16 protein-coding genes and 2 riboswitches are annotated in these 16,380 nt (G+C 66.9%); of the genes, 6 read left to right on the top strand and 10 right to left on the bottom strand.

Translation table 11 applies throughout. The features are described from left to right. Window positions 1-6: 6 nt before the first annotated feature. Entirely contained in the window at window positions 7-1,188 is a 1,182-nt protein-coding gene (gene dusB, locus AC5RUU_RS03790; RefSeq protein WP_493973881.1) for a tRNA dihydrouridine synthase DusB, read from the bottom strand. A 68-nt stretch (window positions 1,189-1,256) separates the two neighbouring features. After that, complete coding sequence (locus AC5RUU_RS03785) at window positions 1,257-2,792, bottom strand: YibE/F family protein (RefSeq protein WP_493973880.1); 1,536 nt, start codon at window positions 2,790-2,792, stop codon at window positions 1,257-1,259. Between the two features lie 78 nt (window positions 2,793-2,870). Between AC5RUU_RS03785 and AC5RUU_RS03780 the strand changes: the two genes are divergently transcribed. Further along, window positions 2,871-3,629 (top strand): alpha/beta hydrolase, encoded by a 759-nt coding sequence (locus AC5RUU_RS03780; RefSeq protein WP_493973879.1) that lies wholly within the window; start codon window positions 2,871-2,873, stop codon window positions 3,627-3,629. Window positions 3,630-3,661: 32 nt separating this feature from the next. On the opposite strand, the gene AC5RUU_RS03775 is transcribed toward AC5RUU_RS03780, so the two are convergent. The 3 genes from AC5RUU_RS03775 to AC5RUU_RS03765 all read right to left on the bottom strand — a co-directional run bounded on the left by AC5RUU_RS03775 (window position 3,662) and on the right by AC5RUU_RS03765 (window position 7,221). Continuing rightward, window positions 3,662-4,708, bottom strand: coding sequence for a GNAT family N-acetyltransferase (locus AC5RUU_RS03775; RefSeq protein ID WP_493973878.1), 1,047 nt, complete (start codon window positions 4,706-4,708; stop codon window positions 3,662-3,664). A 2-nt stretch (window positions 4,709-4,710) separates the two neighbouring features. Continuing rightward, window positions 4,711-6,096 (bottom strand): glycine--tRNA ligase, encoded by a 1,386-nt coding sequence (locus AC5RUU_RS03770; RefSeq protein WP_493973877.1) that lies wholly within the window; start codon window positions 6,094-6,096, stop codon window positions 4,711-4,713. Window positions 6,097-6,225: 129 nt separating this feature from the next. Continuing rightward, entirely contained in the window at window positions 6,226-7,221 is a 996-nt protein-coding gene (locus AC5RUU_RS03765) for a DMT family transporter (protein ID WP_493973876.1), read from the bottom strand. A 32-nt stretch (window positions 7,222-7,253) separates the two neighbouring features. On the opposite strand from AC5RUU_RS03765, the gene AC5RUU_RS03760 reads away from it, so the two are divergent. Continuing rightward, entirely contained in the window at window positions 7,254-7,487 is a 234-nt protein-coding gene (locus tag AC5RUU_RS03760) for an RNA-binding S4 domain-containing protein (protein ID WP_493973875.1), read from the top strand. A 3-nt stretch (window positions 7,488-7,490) separates the two neighbouring features. Here AC5RUU_RS03760 and AC5RUU_RS03755 read toward each other — a convergent pair whose 3' ends face one another. Beyond that, window positions 7,491-8,141: an alpha/beta hydrolase gene (locus AC5RUU_RS03755; RefSeq protein WP_493973874.1), complete on the bottom strand. Its 651-nt coding sequence runs from the start codon at window positions 8,139-8,141 to the stop codon at window positions 7,491-7,493. A 78-nt stretch (window positions 8,142-8,219) separates the two neighbouring features. Here AC5RUU_RS03755 and AC5RUU_RS03750 point away from each other — a divergent pair, with 78 nt between their 5' ends. Genes AC5RUU_RS03750 through AC5RUU_RS03740 form a run of 3 tightly spaced genes read left to right on the top strand, consistent with a single transcriptional unit; the run spans window position 8,220 to window position 10,797 of the window. Beyond that, a complete protein-coding gene (locus AC5RUU_RS03750) occupies window positions 8,220-9,089 on the top strand; it encodes an SGNH/GDSL hydrolase family protein (RefSeq protein ID WP_493973873.1) in 870 nt (289 codons plus the stop codon). A gap of 24 nt (window positions 9,090-9,113) precedes the next feature. Further along, window positions 9,114-10,283: a winged helix DNA-binding domain-containing protein gene (locus AC5RUU_RS03745; RefSeq protein WP_493973872.1), complete on the top strand. Its 1,170-nt coding sequence runs from the start codon at window positions 9,114-9,116 to the stop codon at window positions 10,281-10,283. A 13-nt stretch (window positions 10,284-10,296) separates the two neighbouring features. Next, window positions 10,297-10,797 (top strand): hypothetical protein, encoded by a 501-nt coding sequence (locus AC5RUU_RS03740; RefSeq protein ID WP_493973871.1) that lies wholly within the window; start codon window positions 10,297-10,299, stop codon window positions 10,795-10,797. 36 nt (window positions 10,798-10,833) lie between these two features. Here the strand turns inward: AC5RUU_RS03740 and metX are convergent, their stop codons facing one another. Together metX and AC5RUU_RS03730 are read right to left on the bottom strand one after the other, a co-directional pair. Then, entirely contained in the window at window positions 10,834-11,949 is a 1,116-nt protein-coding gene (gene metX, locus AC5RUU_RS03735) for a homoserine O-acetyltransferase MetX (protein WP_493973870.1), read from the bottom strand. A 12-nt stretch (window positions 11,950-11,961) separates the two neighbouring features. Next, window positions 11,962-12,078: riboswitch (SAM riboswitch) on the bottom strand. A 121-nt stretch (window positions 12,079-12,199) separates the two neighbouring features. Further along, window positions 12,200-13,525 (bottom strand): bifunctional o-acetylhomoserine/o-acetylserine sulfhydrylase, encoded by a 1,326-nt coding sequence (locus tag AC5RUU_RS03730; RefSeq protein WP_493973869.1) that lies wholly within the window; start codon window positions 13,523-13,525, stop codon window positions 12,200-12,202. 43 nt (window positions 13,526-13,568) lie between these two features. Then, window positions 13,569-13,685: riboswitch (SAM riboswitch) on the bottom strand. 165 nt (window positions 13,686-13,850) lie between these two features. On the opposite strand from AC5RUU_RS03730, the gene AC5RUU_RS03725 reads away from it, so the two are divergent. Continuing rightward, window positions 13,851-14,489, top strand: coding sequence for a VOC family protein (locus AC5RUU_RS03725; protein ID WP_493973868.1), 639 nt, complete (start codon window positions 13,851-13,853; stop codon window positions 14,487-14,489). 230 nt (window positions 14,490-14,719) lie between these two features. Here AC5RUU_RS03725 and AC5RUU_RS03720 read toward each other — a convergent pair whose 3' ends face one another. Together AC5RUU_RS03720 and AC5RUU_RS03715 are read right to left on the bottom strand one after the other, a co-directional pair. After that, window positions 14,720-15,499: a CPBP family intramembrane glutamic endopeptidase gene (locus AC5RUU_RS03720; RefSeq protein ID WP_493973867.1), complete on the bottom strand. Its 780-nt coding sequence runs from the start codon at window positions 15,497-15,499 to the stop codon at window positions 14,720-14,722. 59 nt (window positions 15,500-15,558) lie between these two features. Then, window positions 15,559-16,347 (bottom strand): DeoR/GlpR family DNA-binding transcription regulator, encoded by a 789-nt coding sequence (locus AC5RUU_RS03715; RefSeq protein WP_493973866.1) that lies wholly within the window; start codon window positions 16,345-16,347, stop codon window positions 15,559-15,561. Window positions 16,348-16,380: the final 33 nt, after the last annotated feature.

Raw genomic sequence — 16,380 nt, 5'->3', positions numbered from 1 at the left:
CGTGTCTCAGCCACCGGAGACGTCCAGTTCCGCGGCGGCGATGTCCCGTGACTGTGCGTCATTGAGCGCCCGCGAGTCCAGCCAGTCCTTGGGCAACGCCGGCTTCTTCGGCGTTCCGGCCCGGCCGCGCGGCCCCTCGGAATCAACGCCAGGGTAAGGCACGTCCCGGTCAAGTTCGTCCAGGAGGGACCGCAGGACCTCAAGGGTTGGAACCGTTGCAAGCTTGGCGCGCAGGTCCCCGCCCACGGGGTATCCCTTGAAGTACCAGGCCATATGCTTGCGGATCTCGCGGAGGGCCTTGTACTCGTCGCCGCCAAAGGTTTCGATCATGAGCTCCGCGTGGCGGTACACGCCGACCGCCACCTGGCCCAGGTTGGGCCTGTGGCGCTGGTCGCTGCCCTCGAATGCGGCCTGCAGGTCGCCGAACAGCCAGGGCCTGCCCTGGCAGCCACGGCCAACCACCACGCCGTCCACGCCGGTTTCGCGGACCATCCGGACCGCGTCCTCGGCAGACCAGATGTCACCGTTGCCCAGCACCGGGATGTCCGGCAGCGCCTCGCGGAGACGGGCGATGGCGGACCAGTCCGCCTGCCCCGAGTAGAACTGGGCGGCGGTACGGCCGTGGAGCGCGACGGCGGCCACGCCCGAGTCGCGGGCGATGCGGCCGGCGTCGAGGTAGGTGAGATGGTCGTCGTCGATGCCCTTGCGCATCTTGATGGTCAGCGGGATATTGCCCTTGGCAGCTTCCTTGACGGCCGTCTGCACGATTGCGGTGAAGAGGTCGATCTTCCAGGGCAAGGCGGAGCCACCGCCGCGCCGGGTAACTTTGGGGACCGGACAGCCGAAGTTCAGGTCGATGTGGTCGGCCCGGTTTTCCTCAACCAGCATCCGAACGGCCGCGCCCACAGTAACCGGATCCACGCCGTAGAGCTGGACCGAACGGACCTTCTCATCGTCGTCGTGGGAAATGATGCGGAGGGATTCGGGGGTCCGCTCAACCAGCGCGCGGGAGGTGACCATCTCCGCCACATACATGCCGCCGCCGTACTCCCGGCACAAGCGACGGAAAGCGGAGTTGGTGATCCCGGCCATGGGCGCCAGGATCACCGGCGTGTCCACGGTGATGGGACCCAGCTTCAGGGGCGGGAGTTCCAGCTTGGGAGCGGGAGGGGTTGCTGCAACAGTCACCTTCCCATTGTTGCAAAGGCGGGCAAATCGGCCGGCTTGCGGTGCACCCGCCGGCGTCCGGACTGCCCTCAGCCCCTGTCGGCCCGCCGGCCGCGCCGGGTTTGCGGCGCCCCGTCCAAGCCATCGGCGGACCGCCGGGCGCGTCCTTCCAGGGCTGCCGCCGCAAGCGAACCCGCATCCTCGACGTCGTCCGCAAGCCGGTAGCTGCGGGCAGTCGCGGACCTTCCGGTGGGGGCCCCTGCGGGGGTTTCGACAGCGGGGGTTTCGACAGCGGAGGTTTCGACAGCGGAGGTTTCGACGGCGGGGGCGCCGGCGGCACCGGACCGGATCCCGGTCGCCTTGACCACCAGGACGGCTATGAGGGTGGTGACCGGGATAGCCAGGACCAGCCCGATGGAGCCGACCAGGGTGCGGATCACTTCCTCGGAAAGTTCTGCGCTGGTGAGAGTCTCCCCCAGCGGCCGGTCGTACAGCATCACGATGATGAGGATTGGCAGCGCCGCCCCCGCGTATGCAAACGCAATTGTGTACACCGTGGAGGCAATGTGGTCGCGGCCGATCCTCATGGCCGAGGTGAACAGCTTCCGGGCACTGCTGGCCGGGGCCAGTTCGTAAAGTTCCCACACGGCGGATGACTGCGTGATGGTGACGTCATTGAGCACGCCCAGGCCCGAGATGATGAGCCCGCAAAGGATCACCCCGGTGATGGAGATGTTGGACGACGTGTTCACCAGGGTGGTGGCGTCGTGGTTGCCCACCCCGGCCAGGTTGGCCGCATCCGTGGCCCAGGCCGCCAGCAGCGCGGTGATGCCGAGCCCAAAGATGGTTCCCAGCAGCGCGGTGGAGGTCCGGGCCGAAAAGCCGTGGGCAAAGTAGAGGACGCCGATCATGATCACCGTGGATCCCACCAGCGCCAGCAGCAGCGGCGGCTTCCCTTCCACCAGGCCTGGAAGCATGAAACTGGCCAGCACGAAGTACGCGCCCACCAGCCCGATCAGTGCCCGCAGGCCACGCCACCGGGCGACAGCGATAACCACCACCGCGTACAGCAGGGCCAGCAGGACGATGGGCAGGGTGCGGACAAAGTCCACGAAGATGTAGGCGGGCGAACCCTGCGAGCCGGATGCGCCCTGGGCGTTCGACAGGTTAAGGTAGCGGATCTGGTTCCCGGGCTTGACGCCGTGCGACTTCGCCACGTCCGGGTTGATGACCACCTTCACCGGACTTCCGCCCTTGTCCGGCTCGGTGAAGGCGAAGGTACAGTCCGATCCCTGCTGCCCTGGGTTCTGCTGTGGCTGGCCCTGTGGCGGCTGGCTTTGCTGTGTTTGGCCCTGCCGGGCCGCCCCCTGCATGCAGTTTTCCGTCACCACGCTCTGGATGGTGCCCGTGTCGAACGTGACGCCCGGGGCTGCCGAGTAAGGGTTGGCCAGCGAGATGCCCTCCTTGCTTCCTGAGGGCCAGAGCATGGCCATGCCCGCAAGTGTCAGCAGGGTGATGGGAATCAGCACCGCCGCAAGGATGCGGTTTGCCTTCCGGCGGGCAGCCATCGCCTCCGGCGTCGGCTCCGAATGGCCTGGCGAAGCATGGGAGTGGCCGGCGCCCATCAGCAGTGAAACCTCATACGTTGAACTCTACGTCCGGCACCGTAGGGTTGATAAATGGATCACCGGGAGGTACCAGAAGTGGCAAACCAAAGCACCGACGACGCCAGCAGGCTGCCATCCGGCAGCGTTCCCCCAGCGTCCGGACACCAGGCCGCGCTGGCCGTTTTGGAAGCAACGGGTCCCACGCGGGGCGTTGCCCTGGTGCTGCACGGCGGTAAATCCCACAGCCGGGAACCGGTGGAAGCCCGGCACCTGAGCCCGGCACGCATGGTGCCCTTCGCCAGGCACCTGCACCGTGCAGGCAGGAAACACGGGCTGGCGGTATGGTCGCTGCGCAACAGCGTCCGCGGCTGGAACGGTCCAGACATGACACCGCTGCAGGACGCGCGCTGGGCGCTGCGGCAGATCGCCGGGCAACACCCCGGTGTGCCAGTCTTCCTGCTGGGCCATTCCATGGGCGGGCTGACAGCTGTCTGTGCAGCGGACCATCCGCAGGTGGAGGCCGTGGTGGCCCTGGCGCCCTGGCTGAGCCCGCAGACCCCGGTGGCTAACGTGGCAGGCAAAAAGGTCTTGATTGTGCACGGCACCAACGACCGGTGGACCAGCCCCTCGCAGTCGCTGGCTTACGCCCGGCGCGCCTCTCCGGAAACCGCAAGCATGCAGTACGTAGCGCTGCAGGGTGCAGGCCATTTCATGCTCCGCAAGATCCGCCTCTGGCAGACCCTCGCCACCGGTTTCGTCATTAAGGCCTTCGCCGAGAGCACGGGGGTGGGCGTCCTGCCGCCCCGCGCCTATAACCAACTCCTGCCGGAATCATCGGTCCACGTCACCTTGTGAACCCCTCTCCCTGAACCGTTTCCCCGCCGGGCTCAGTCCGACACGACAAGCGTTTCCGCACCCGCGAGGCGGGCTTTGCCGCTCTCCAGGAGCGGCTCGACGGCGGCGCGCAGCGCTGTCATGGAGTCGTCCAGTTCCAGCATCACTGGGTGCTGGTACGCGATCAATGCAAGGATGTCGCGCACGGCCTCAGCGGCGTCGCCGGCATCCAGCGCCGGCTCATGGCCGACAAAGACGTCGGTTGCGGCCTCCGGCCGGTCCTGCCGGACTCCATCCGAAGACCCAGCGCCCTCGGCGGGGTCCGCGGGAGCGGCGTAGCTGACGGCGAATGCACGGATCCGGCCCTTGCGGCCCGGAGCCACCCCGGCGCCGAAAGCCGACTCGGGCAGTGCCCGCAGCACGATGGCGCCGTGCGCACCGGTGAGCTCGTCCAGGAACAGCTTCTGCACCTGCCCCACGGACAGCACCCCTGGCGGGTCCCAGCCGTGGATGGAGGTGTAGTACCGGCCCACAACGTCGGTCAGCTCCACGGATCCGGTGGCCAGGTCCATCACCACGTCCGAGCCTGCGTTTTCGCCACTGACGGGTCGCCCGCCGTAATCCTTCTCCGGGAACACGGGAAGCCGGAGGGCGCCCGGGTCAACAATGACCAGCCGGGAACGCTGGATGGGCGAAAGCCCGGCAGCCTCGGCGAAGGCGGCGCCCGGGGTCCCGGGCTCCACCTTGGCGCGCAGCTTCGTTACGCCCGAGGGCGCGTGTTCGGCTTCCCGCCGCAGCATGGCCAGCAGGCTGGCACCGATGCCGGCGCGCCGGTGGTCCCGTGCCACCTCGACGTAGGTCCACAGCCGCTCGGGATGCAGCGAGGCTTCATAGACGACGCCGGCGGCGACGGGGATCCCGACGCCGTCAATGACGTCCTCGGCCACGATGCAGCGGCGCCACGGGGCGCCGCTGCCCCCGTTGGACGAAAGCGCGAGGGCGCCGCGGAACTGGCGGGCCTGCGCGGTTTCCGGGTCACCCCAGATCTCCAGGAGGGCGAGGTCGTCGCCCTCCTGCCATTCGCGGTATTCGATGGCCATGCCTAGGCGCCGATCAGGCGTGCGGCCAGGTAGCCCTCCACCTTGTCCAGGGAGACGCGTTCCTGGCTCATGGTGTCCCGCTCGCGGATGGTGACGGCCTGGTCCTCGAGGGTGTCGAAGTCGACGGTGATGCAGAACGGGGTGCCGATCTCGTCCTGGCGGCGGTAGCGGCGGCCGATGGCGCCGGCGTCGTCGAAGTCGATGTTCCAGTTCCTGCGCAGCTGGGCGCCAAGGTCCTTGGCCTTCGGGGAAAGGTCCTCGTTGCGGCTCAGGGGCAGCACCGCGGCCTTGACCGGGGCCAGGCGCGGGTCCAGCTTCAGGACCGTGCGGACGTCCACCCCGCCCTTGGCGTTGGGGGCTTCGTCCTCGGTGTAGGCGTCGATCAGGAAGGCCATGAAGGAACGGGTCAGGCCGGCGGCGGGCTCGATCACGTACGGCGTGTAGCGCTCGTTGGTGGCCTGGTTGAAGTAGCTCAAGTCCGTGCCGGAGGCCTTGGCGTGGGTTGAGAGGTCGAAGTCGGTACGGTTGGCAATGCCTTCCAGCTCGCCCCACTCGGAACCCTGGAAACCGAAGCGGTACTCGATGTCCGTCGTGCCCTTTGAGTAGTGGCTGAGCTTTTCCAGCGGGTGCTCGAAGAAGCGGAGGTTCTCTTCGCGGATGCCCAGGCCGGTGTACCAGGCCATGCGCTCCTTCATCCAGTACTGGTGCCATTCCTCGTCGGTGCCGGGCTCAACGAAGAACTCCATCTCCATCTGCTCGAACTCACGGGTGCGGAAGATGAAGTTGCCCGGGGTGATCTCGTTGCGGAAGGACTTGCCAATCTGGCCGATGCCAAACGGCGGCTTCTTGCGGGAGGTGGTGAGCACGTTGTTGAAGTTCACGAAGATGCCCTGGGCGGTTTCAGGGCGGAGGTAGTGCAGCCCTTCATCGCTGGCCACGGGCCCCAGGAAGGTCTTGAGCAGGCCGGAGAATTCCTGCGGTTCGGTCCATTCCCCACGGGTGCCGCAGTTGGCGCAGGCAATGTCCTTGAGGCCATTCTCGGCCGGGCGGCCCTTCTTTTCCTCGTACTCTTCCTCGAGGTGGTCCGCGCGGTAGCGCTTGTGGCAGGACAGGCATTCCACCAGCGGGTCGGAGAAGACCTCCACGTGGCCGGACGCTTCCCATACCTGCCGGGGCAGGATGACGGAGGAGTCCAGGCCCACCACGTCCTCACGGCCGCGGACCATTGACTGCCACCACTGGCGCTTGATGTTTTCCTTCAGCTCGGCACCCAGGGGCCCATAGTCCCAGGCAGAACGCGAACCTCCGTAGATCTCACCGGCCTGGAACACGAAGCCCCTCCGCTTGGAGAGGGAGATGACCTGGTCGAGAACGGATTTTGCTGCCATGGGTAACTCCAATTTCTACAGGGCCGCTGGGTGCGGTCCGCGTTTTTTCAGGCCCCGGGCAACACCAGAGGTATGGCACTTCCGGCGGCCGGGCGGGGCGGGTGAAGGGATGCGAAAAAGCTGCGTGTCCTAGCCTACCGGCCGCCGCCCGCGGAGCGCGCCCCGGGGCCACGGCAGGGTGGCCAGGATGATGGCGGCCAGCGTCAGGACGGTGCCCAGGACGGTTGCGGGCGCCACCACGGAGCCCGGGGCCGGCAGCACCACGTCCAGGGCCAGGGACCCCAGCAACTGGCCCGCGATCATGCCCAGTCCAGTTACCAGCACGCCCAGGCTCCGGACCAGCAGCGCGCCCAGGCCGATGAAGACGCAACCCATGGGCCCGCCCAGGTAATACCACCACTCGCCCGGCAGCGGATTGCCCGGGCCTGCTGCCGCGACCTTGACGGCGAGCGCGGCCCACAGCACCAGGCTGCCCGCCACGAAGTTGACCAGCGTGGCGGCGATGGGCGTCCCGTAATGCACCGTGGCGGTACCGTTCATGGCCTGCTGGAAACTCATCAGGAACCCTGCCGCAACGGGAAGCAGGAGGGGAAGAAGCAGCGCTGCAGGACCGGCGTCGTGACCTGTACCGGCCCCGGTGAAGCGCGGCGAGACAGCCCAGGCGACCGCGGCGATGGTAAGCACGCAACCGATGATCCGGATGCCGGTGACCGGCTTCCTGCCTGCCGGGCCAAGGCCCAGCCGGTCCACCAGAAGGCCGCTGACTGTCTGCCCTGTGACGGTGGCCACCGTGAACAGCGCAACACCCAGGATGCCCACCGTGAAGGACTGGGCAAAGACGAAGAGTGCGCCGATGCCACCGGCCAGGACGTAGACACGGGGGAACGCGCGGGCCCGGACGGCAGGGAGGATCCGGGCCAGTCCGGCGCGGCCGCGGGGCAGGACCAGCGAGATAAGGATCATGACCAGCAGGCCCGTGGTGAAACTCACCACTGCGGCGGCGATGCCGTCCTCCAGCCGGGCTCCGAGCGCTCCGTTGATGCGTCCCTGGACAGGGATGGCAAGGCCGGCGCCCACCGCCAGCGGAAGGCCTGCGAGTACAGGCAGGCGGGAGGTGGAGGTCACTGGATCCACCTTACGTCAGGCATCATTGCTGTATGAGCAACCCGGTTGACGACGTTCCCATCCGCGACAGCATGATCCGCCTCGGCCAGCTGCTGAAGCTTGCCAACCTTGTGGAGGACGGCGTGGAGGCGACTGAGCTGATCAGGAACGGGCTTGTGAAGGTCAACGGGGAGATCGACGACAGGCGTGGCCGCCAGCTGCGCAACGGCGACACCGTCACCGTCAACAACCAGACCGTCCGCGTGGTTGCTCGCGGGTCCGACTGACTTCTATTTTTTCAGGACCTCGTGGGTGAGGAACTCGCCCACATGCCCGATTTCCTGCTGGTTGATGCCGTGCCACATGCCCGTGTAGAGCACCTTGGTGAGCTTGACGTGCTTGCGGACCCAGCCCATGGTGAACTCGATCTTGTCCGGGGTGATCACCGGGTCCTGCTGGTCGCGGCCCCAGAACATGGGGACGGTTCCGTCCAGTTCGGCGTCGCGGAAGGTGGGGTCGTCCCCGGCGTCCACCACGAAGCCTGAGAGGCCGACGACGGCAGCGAAGTCCGTGGGCCGCTGACGCAGCAGCGTGGTGGCCATGGCCATGCCCATCGAGAAGCCAAGGAGGGTGACCGACGGGTGACCGGCTTTGATGGTGTCGATCCAGTCGAGAACATAAAGTGACGCCTCCTTGACCCGTTCCAACGAGTAGTCGATGGACGCCGTGAGCGGAAACCACGTGAAGCCGGGGCCCATGGCGATGGGCGCCCGTACGGAGGCCACAGCAAAGTCCCGCGGCAGCAGGTCGGCCAGGCTCAGCAAGTCCTGCTCATTGGCGCCGTAGCCGTGAAGCAGCACCAGCAACGGCTTCCCGTCACGCTGGTCCTCCGGATGGGACCACAGGACGACAGGGGCAGGAAATACCTCGGCTTCAGTCATGGTTTCCATTCTTACAGGAAGCCGCACGCAGCAACCTACGTTCGCGTAGCCAGCAAGCCGGAAGGCAGGATAGGGACCGTGACTGACGCAAGTGCCATCCAAACCACGCCGGCGCACCCGGGTTCCCACCCGTGGACCCGGTACGTGGCCATGGGAGATTCCTTCACCGAGGGCATCGGCGACCCCGAACCCTCAAGCCCCGGCGGCTACCGCGGCTGGGCCGACCGGGTTGCCGAGGAGCTGGGCCGCACGCAGCCCGACTTCGCCTACGCCAACCTGGCCGTGCGGGGCAGGCTGCTGCAGCAGATTGTGGACCAGCAGCTGGCCCCCTGCCTGGCGCTGAAGCCGGACCTGGTCACCCTGTCCGCAGGAGGAAATGACCTCATCCGGCCAGGCGGTGATCCCGACGCGCTGGCCGAGAAGCTGGATTCCGTGGTCCAGATCCTGGCCATGGGCGGCGCCACCGTTGTCCTCTTTAACGGGCCGGACACCGGCTCATCCGTGCTCGGACGGATCCGCAGCAAGGTGGCCATCTACAACGAGAACCTGCGCACCGTCGCAGCCAGGCACGACGCCGTCATCGCGGACATGTGGTCCCTCCGGCAGCTCAGTGACCCCCAGATGTGGGACCAGGACCGGCTGCATTTCTCCCCGCTGGGACACCACACCATCGCGGCCATGGTCCTGGATGCACTGAACGTGGAGCATACCCTGGAGCCGCTCCAGCCCAAGCCGCTTCCGGCCCGCTCATGGCGCGAGGCACGGTCCGGAGACCTGGTGTGGGCGCGCGAATACTTCGTCCCGTGGGTTGTGCGCCGCCTGCGGCACCAGTCATCTGGCGATGGCGTCACCGCGAAACGGCCGACGCCGGGTCCCGTCTTCGGCCCGGGAGTCCCCCTGGGTTCGGGCGAAGGTCCGCTGGGCAGCACCGAGGCAGTTCGGCGGTAGCGCCGGACTGCGGCTGGTCTGCTCATGGAACCGGATACGGTGGTACGGCTGCGGCTGCAGGCCCAGATGCTTCGGGAACCGGGCGCCGAATCTCCCGGGGCGGCTCTGCGGAAGCTCCTGGCGGTGCAGGCACAGGAGTTTGCCTACGCGCGCTGGAGCCTTGCCCAGCGGGTTTCGGCCCACGGGCGTCCGGCCGCGACGGCCGCCGATATTGAGCAGGCTGTGGCGGAAGGCACGATCCTGCGCACGCACATCCTCCGGCCAACCTGGCATTTCGTCCACCGGGACGATCTCCGCTGGCTTACCGCGCTGTCCGCACCGCGGCTCCAGCAGTTGAATGCGTTGACATACCGCCGCACCGGGATCGATTCCGCCACGGCCGGGCAGGCCGGAGAGGTGCTTGCCGGGGCGGTCGCGGGCGGCAACCACCTCACCCGCGACCAACTCGCCGCCAAGCTGCGGCCAGCCGGGCTTGAAGCCAAGGGACTGCGGCTTGCATACATCATCATGCATGCGGAGATCAGCGGTGTCCTGGCAAGTGGCAGGCCTGTCCGCAGCCCCGGGGGCGCACTCAAACAGACCTATGCACTTTTTGACGAACGGGTCCCGGCAGGCCCGCAGCCAGCACCTGCCCGTGGGGAAGCACTGGCGGAACTTGCCTTCCGCTACTTCACCAGCCGCGGGCCTGCCACCGTCCGGGATTGCGCCGGCTGGTCGGGACTGACCGTGACCGACGTCCGGAAGGGGGTGCAGCTCACCATGGAGGCACGGCCCGGAGCCCTCGCCGCAACGGCGATTGACGGCGTCGTGCATTACTACGCTGCCGGCGCCGGGCCTGGCCATGGAATGGAATCGGGCAGCCCGGCACCGCGGCCCCGGATTGACCTGATCCAGTGCTATGACGAATACGTCATGGGGTACTTCGCCACGAGGCACTACATGGGCGGCGGTGCCCCCTCGTTTCCGTTTGCCGGCGAGCCGATCCACGTGGTGCTGCTGGACGGGCGGATGGCAGGGTCCTGGCGGCACAGGCTGCTTCCCGGCCGGTGCGAACTGGACATCCGCCTGCCCCGTTCCGCTGACACTCCGCCGCTGGCGGCCGCGGTCCAGGAGGCCATAGACCGGTACGCCGCCTTCACCGGAGTCCCGGCCATCCGCGTGCCGTCCGGGACTAAGCTTGAAGGACACACATGAGAGGCGCAGCACCGTGAGCAACCTGTTTTTCTGGATCATCATCCTGTCACTCCTGATCCCGGTGGCCATGCGGATGTACCGGAAATCCGTGGCCCGCCGGAACTATGACCAGAGCTTCCCCGGCCGGTACCCCGAACAGTTCCCCGGGCAGTTTCCTGGCTCCGCGGGTCCGCAGAGCAAGCAGCCACGCGACGGCTACACGCAGCAGGACTACTTTGCCGGCGGATTCCGCCACCTCGAGCGTCCGCAGCCCATGGACAATCCGCTGCCTCTGCCCAACCAGTACGGGCCGCCCCCGGTGCCGCCTGCGGGAAACGGGGACCGGGCATCCCAGGAACCGCCGTTCCAGCAGCCGGTCCCGGAACAGCCTGCCGCCCCCGCCACTCCCCCGGCTCCGTCGGCTCCGCAGGGCTACCGGGCCCGGAAGCTCGCCGAACTGGACCAGCAATACAGCAACGGTGAGCTCTCTGTGGAGGAGTACATGACCCGGCGCGGCGAGATCATGAACGGCTGACCGGCCCGGGTTCAGCCAGGAAACCTGGGCCAGGGCTCAGACCAGGAAGCCTGTCCGCAGCTGGTGACCCAGCTGTCCGATCTCGGTCAGGAATCCGTCGTGCCCGATAGGCGCCTCGATGAGGTGGACGTCCACGTCCCCTGGAAGCGCCCGGGCAAGTTCGCGTGACTGCGAGGGAAAGTAGAGCCGGTCCGAGTCAACTGCCGCAATGAAGAAACGGGCGTCGGAGCGGGCAAGTGTTTCGGCCAGCGTGCCACGACCCCGGCACACGTCGTGGCTCATGAGCGCCTCGGTGATGGCGATGTAGCTGTTGGCATCAAAACGCTTGACCAGTTTGTTGCCCTGGTGGTCCAGGTAGCTCTCTACCTGGTACCGCCCGCGGCCTGCAAGGCACTCGCCCTGCAGTGGTGATTCGGGAGCCTGGGGCGCCCGCCCGAACCTGCCTTCCAGCTCGGCGGCGGAGCGGTACGTGATATGGGCGATGCGGCGTGCGAGGGCCAGGCCGTCCTCCGGGAAGGGTCCGCCGTAATAGTCGCCGCCGTTGAAGTTGGGGTCCTGGCGGATGGCGAGGGTCTGGGCCTGCGCGAACGCGATCTGTTCCGCCGTGCTGGCGGCGCCGATGGAAATGACGGCGCAGCGCTGCACCCGTTCCGGGTAGGTGACAGCCCATTCCAGTGCGCGGGCGCCCCCCAACGAGCCGCCGAGGACCGCGTACCAGCTGCCGATTCCGAGCTGGTTTGCCAGCCGGGCCTCTGCCACGGTGCTGTCCCGCAGCGTCACCAGGGGGAAACGGGAACCCCACGGCGTTCCGTCCGGGGCGGTCGACGACGGCCCCGTGGACCCGTAGCAACCGCCCACGATGTTGATGGAGACCACGAAGAAGCGGTCCGTATCAACGGGGGCGCCGGGACCGGCCAGTTGTTCCCACCAGCCGGGCTCGTCGCTGTCGCCGCGCGTGACGTGGGTGCTGCCGGTCAGGGCGTGCTCAACCAGGATTGCGTTGCTGCCGTCCGCATTGAGCGTGCCCCAGGTTTCATAGGCGAGGGTGACGTCCGGCAGGTAACCGCCGGCTTCCAGTTCCAGTCCTCCGATGGAGGCGTAGCGGACGATTCCGTGTTCGGGAACGGTGGTACGGGTGACGGTAACCGTCATGGCAAGACCTCTTCTACGCGCTTGCCCACCGGCGGTATGACCGGCAGGCCAGGTCTTCACCCGGGGCACCCCACCGCGGAAGGAGGGTTGCCGGCCAGCAAGCCGGGGCTGTCACTGGCACTCATGACCTGGTTCGAGTGTACGAAACACCACCCGCCCCGGGCCAAGAGTGTGACTGGTTATGACTTCCCCGGCTTGCCGGCACCGGCCCGCCACCCGCCGTCGGATGGTGCTCCCGGGAGCATCCGGCTCAGGCGCCCGGCGCCTCCTTGGCGGCACGGAAGCCGGCCTCAAGGTCAGCGAGGATATCGTCGATGTGTTCCAGGCCCACTGAGAGTCGGACAAGTCCCGGGGTCACACCGGCGACCGCCTGCTGTTCCTGGGAGAGCTGGCTGTGCGTGGTGGATGCCGGGTGGATGACCAGGGAGCGGACGTCCCCGATGTTGGCCACGTGCGAGTGCAGTTCCAGGGCGTCCACGAACCGCTTACCGGCCTCAGCCCCGCCACCCAGGTTGAAGGCGACGATGGCGCCGGTCCCCCGGGGCCCGTACTTGCGGCCGCGCTCGTACCAGGGGCTGGAGGGCAGCCCTGCGTAGGCGACGGATTCGACGTCGTCACGTCCTTCCAGCCAGCGGGCAACTTCGACGGCGTTGGCCACGTGACGTTCCACGCGCAGGCTCAGGGTCTCAAGGCCCTGCGCAATCAGGAAGGCGTTGAACGGCGACACCGCCGAACCAAGGTCCCTCAGGAGCTGGACGCGGGCCTTGAGGATGTAGGACAGGTTGGCGCCCAGGGCCCCGCCCTCGCCGAGGTCGCGGCCATACACGAGGCCGTTGTAGGTGGGGTCGGGGGTGTTGAAGCCGGGGAAACGTTCCGGGTCCTTGCTGAAGTCGAACTTGCCCGAGTCGACGATGACACCTGCAATGGCTGCACCGTGGCCGCCCAGGTACTTGGTGGCCGAGTGGACCACGATGTCCGCTCCCCATTCCAGCGGCCGGATCAGGTACGGCGTGGACAGCGTGTTGTCCACGATCAGGGGCACTCCCGCCTCGTGGGCGGTGCGGGAAACGCCCTCAATGTCCAGCACGTCCTGCCGCGGGTTGGATACCACCTCGGCGAAGAAAAGCTTGGTGTTCGGCTGCACTGCCTCGCGCCAGTGGTCCAGGTTGTCCGGGTCCGCCACGAAGGTGACCGAGATGCCGAACTTCTTCAGGGTGTGGGCGAACAGGTTGTAGGTCCCGCCGTACAGGCTGGGGCTGGCAACGATGTGGTCACCGGCCTCCGCAATGTTCAGGACAGCGAACGTCTCCGCCGCCTGCCCGGAGCTGAGGAGAAGCGCGGCGAGGCCACCTTCAAGGCTGGCGATCCTCTGCTCCACGGCGTCCTGCGTGGGGTTGCCGATGCGGGTGTAGATCGGGGCAAGTTCCGCGAGGGCGAAACGGTTCGCGGCACTCTCGGCGCTTGGAAAGACGAAGGACGTGGACTGGTAGATGGGCAGTGCCCGGGCACCCGTGGCGGCATCCGGCTCCTGGCCTACGTGGATCTGGCGGGTTTCGAAGGACCATCCGTTGGACATTCAAGGCTCCTTTGACATGGGCCCGGCATGCTGGAAGCACCACGGGCCGCGCTTGCCATCCGGCCGATTGCCGGACAGCCAGGTCCTCACCCGGGGCACCCCACCGCGGATGGAGGGTTGCCGGCCAGCGAGCCGGGGCTGGTTGCTGGCACTCATGACCTGAGCCCAGTGTAGGAAGCTGTCCCGCCGTGCGGACAGGATTGTGACGAACATGGTCCCGCGGGTCCTGCCAGGTCCGGAGCTGGTATTGATGGGCTGAAATCGGAAAATCCCAGTAAGGCTACCCTTAGCTGAGAGCCCGATCACAAAGTGCCAAGATGATGGCATGCGCATGGATCACGTCTCTTACGCCTGTGAACACGATGGCCTGGCGGCCACAACCGAACGTATTTCTTCTGCCCTCGGCGTTGAGGCAGTCAAGGGCGGGGTACACCCCCGGTTCGGAACCCGGAATATGATCATCCCGCTCGCGGGCCACAAGTACCTTGAGGTCGTGGAGGTCCTGGACCACCCCGCGTCGGACAAGGCTCCGTTCGGACAGGCCGTGCGTGCCCGCTCCGCGGCGGGCGGCGGTTGGATGGGCTGGTGCGTCGAAGTGGACGACCTTGCCCCGTTCGAGGAACGCCTGGGCCGGGCTGCGGTCAACGGCAACCGCAAGTTCCCGGACGGCCGTGAACTGGTCTGGAAGCAGATCGGAATCCTGGGCCTCATTGCCGATCCCCAGGTGCCCTACATGCTGAAGTGGGAAGGCGATCCCTCGCTGCACCCGTCCAACGCCTACGAGAGCAACATCAAGATGAGCTGCCTGACCATCGCCGGCTCAGCCTCCCGGGTTACCGAGTGGCTGGGTGAGCCGGTGGAGAAGCCGCTGGAGGATGTTGCTGTCGAGTGGGTTGCCCCGCATGGTACGCCCGGCATTCTGTCGGTGACCTTTGAAACCGCCAACGGAGCTGTCACCATCTGACCGCTTCCAGACCGGGCGCAAAGGCCCTCGGAGCTTCGGCCGCCATCAGTGCGTGACAACGGCGTCACCCGCTGACGGCGGCCGAATCTGTTTGAGGGCAGTTGTCTTTCCAGGGGCAGATGCCTTCGGGGCAGTACCCGCGCGGACCTAAGCAAAGCCTTTCGTGTTTCCTCCCGGCCCGGACGCGGACCGGGCGCTTACCGATTGGGCACTGCTCCGTAGCTGGGCCGCTATCCCAGTCCCACGGCCTTGCCGAAGAGACTGAAACCGACGAAGGCCACAATGTCCAGCAGCGCGTGCGCAATCACCAGCGGCATGACGCGCTTGGTCCGGGTGTACAGCCACGCGAACACCACACCCATGACCACGTTGCCGATGAAGGGACCAAAGCCCTGGTACAGGTGGTACGTGCCGCGGAGCAGTGAACTGGCGGCAATGGACAGCGGGACGCTCCAGCCGAACTTTCCGAAGCGGTTCATCAGGTAGCCCACCACTATGACTTCCTCCACCACGGCATGCCGAAGGGCGGACAGGATCAGGACCGGCACCGTCCACCAGTAGGCGTCCAACGCGCTGGGGATGATGGCGGTGGTGATGCCCAGTGCCCTGCCCGCGGCATAGAGGCCCAGGGAGGGAACCCCGATCAGGGCCGCCAGTCCGAGTCCCTGCAAAAGATCCTTTCCCGGCCGCGCAAAATTGAAACCGAGTTTCCGGAACGCCGAGCCAGGATTCCCGCCATCGCCCGGGCCGGCCTGCCGCTGGTCGGTCAGGAAGTAGATCACCAGCAGGACCGGTACCAGGGCAAAGATGATGTCCAGCAACTGGTAGGTCAGGTCGAAGTACTCACGCGTGCTCTGCGAGCGGTTCAGTGTCGAGGTTCCCTCGGCCAGGGGCGCGCGGGTCATTTTGTCCAGGAGCTGCACCACGGAGTACACGGCAGACTGGCCAAGGGAAAGGCCCAGGACGACCCAGACTTCGAGCTTCAAACGGCGGCGGGAGGGAACCAGCATGTACCCATCTTGCCTGCAGTTTCTGGAACGCGGCTGACCGGCCCCCGCCACGCAGTCCGTTAAGCGGGTGCGACGATCACTTCCGTGCCGTTGGCTTCAAACGCGGCTTTGTCCGTCGGCGAGATACCGGCGTCGGTGATCAGCCGGGTGAAGTTGTAGCCGTCCATAGTGGCGAACGCACGCACGCCCACCTTGGAGGAGTCCGCAATAACGTAGGACACGCGTGCCCTGCTGGCGAGCAGGGCGTTGACCGAGGCCTCCCCCTCCCCGGTGTTGGTGGGCCCCACTTCCGGGTCAATGCCGTTGACACCGATGAAGGCGATGTCCAGCACCACCTTTTGCATGATGATGTCCGTGTAAGGCCCCACCAGTTCATATGAGCGCGGGTTGAGGATGCCGCCGGTGACCATCACCTTGATGTTGGGCCGGACGGCCAGCTGCCCGGCAATGTTGATGGCGTTCGTGACCACCGTCAGCGTGGGCTGGTTTGACGGTGCGTTGAGGTCTTCGCGGGTGGCGAGGATCTGGGCGAGCGCGGTGCTGGTGGTTCCGCCGCACAGCCCAATCACTGCACCCGGCCTGATCAGGGCGGAGGCTGCCTGGGCGATCTGTTCCTTGGCCTCGGCGTGGTCGTCCCGGTTGTAGCGGCCGGGAAGGTCGTAGGCCAGGGCGCCGGTGGTGGCTCCGCCGCGGGTGCGGGTCAGGAGCCGGCGCTTGGCCAGGCTGTCCAGGTCCCGCCGTGCCGTTGCCGGCGATACACCGAGGGTGCTGACGATTTCGTCGACTTCCACCTGGCCCGTCCTGGCCAGGAGGTCAAGAATTGCGGTCAGTCGGTCGGTGCGGGTCATGCAGGGCCTTTCAGTACAGCAGCCACCGCCTCG

The sequence above is a fragment of the Arthrobacter sp. K4-10C genome, from assembly GCF_059090085.1.
This window is presented reverse-complemented; position numbering and strand designations above follow the sequence as displayed.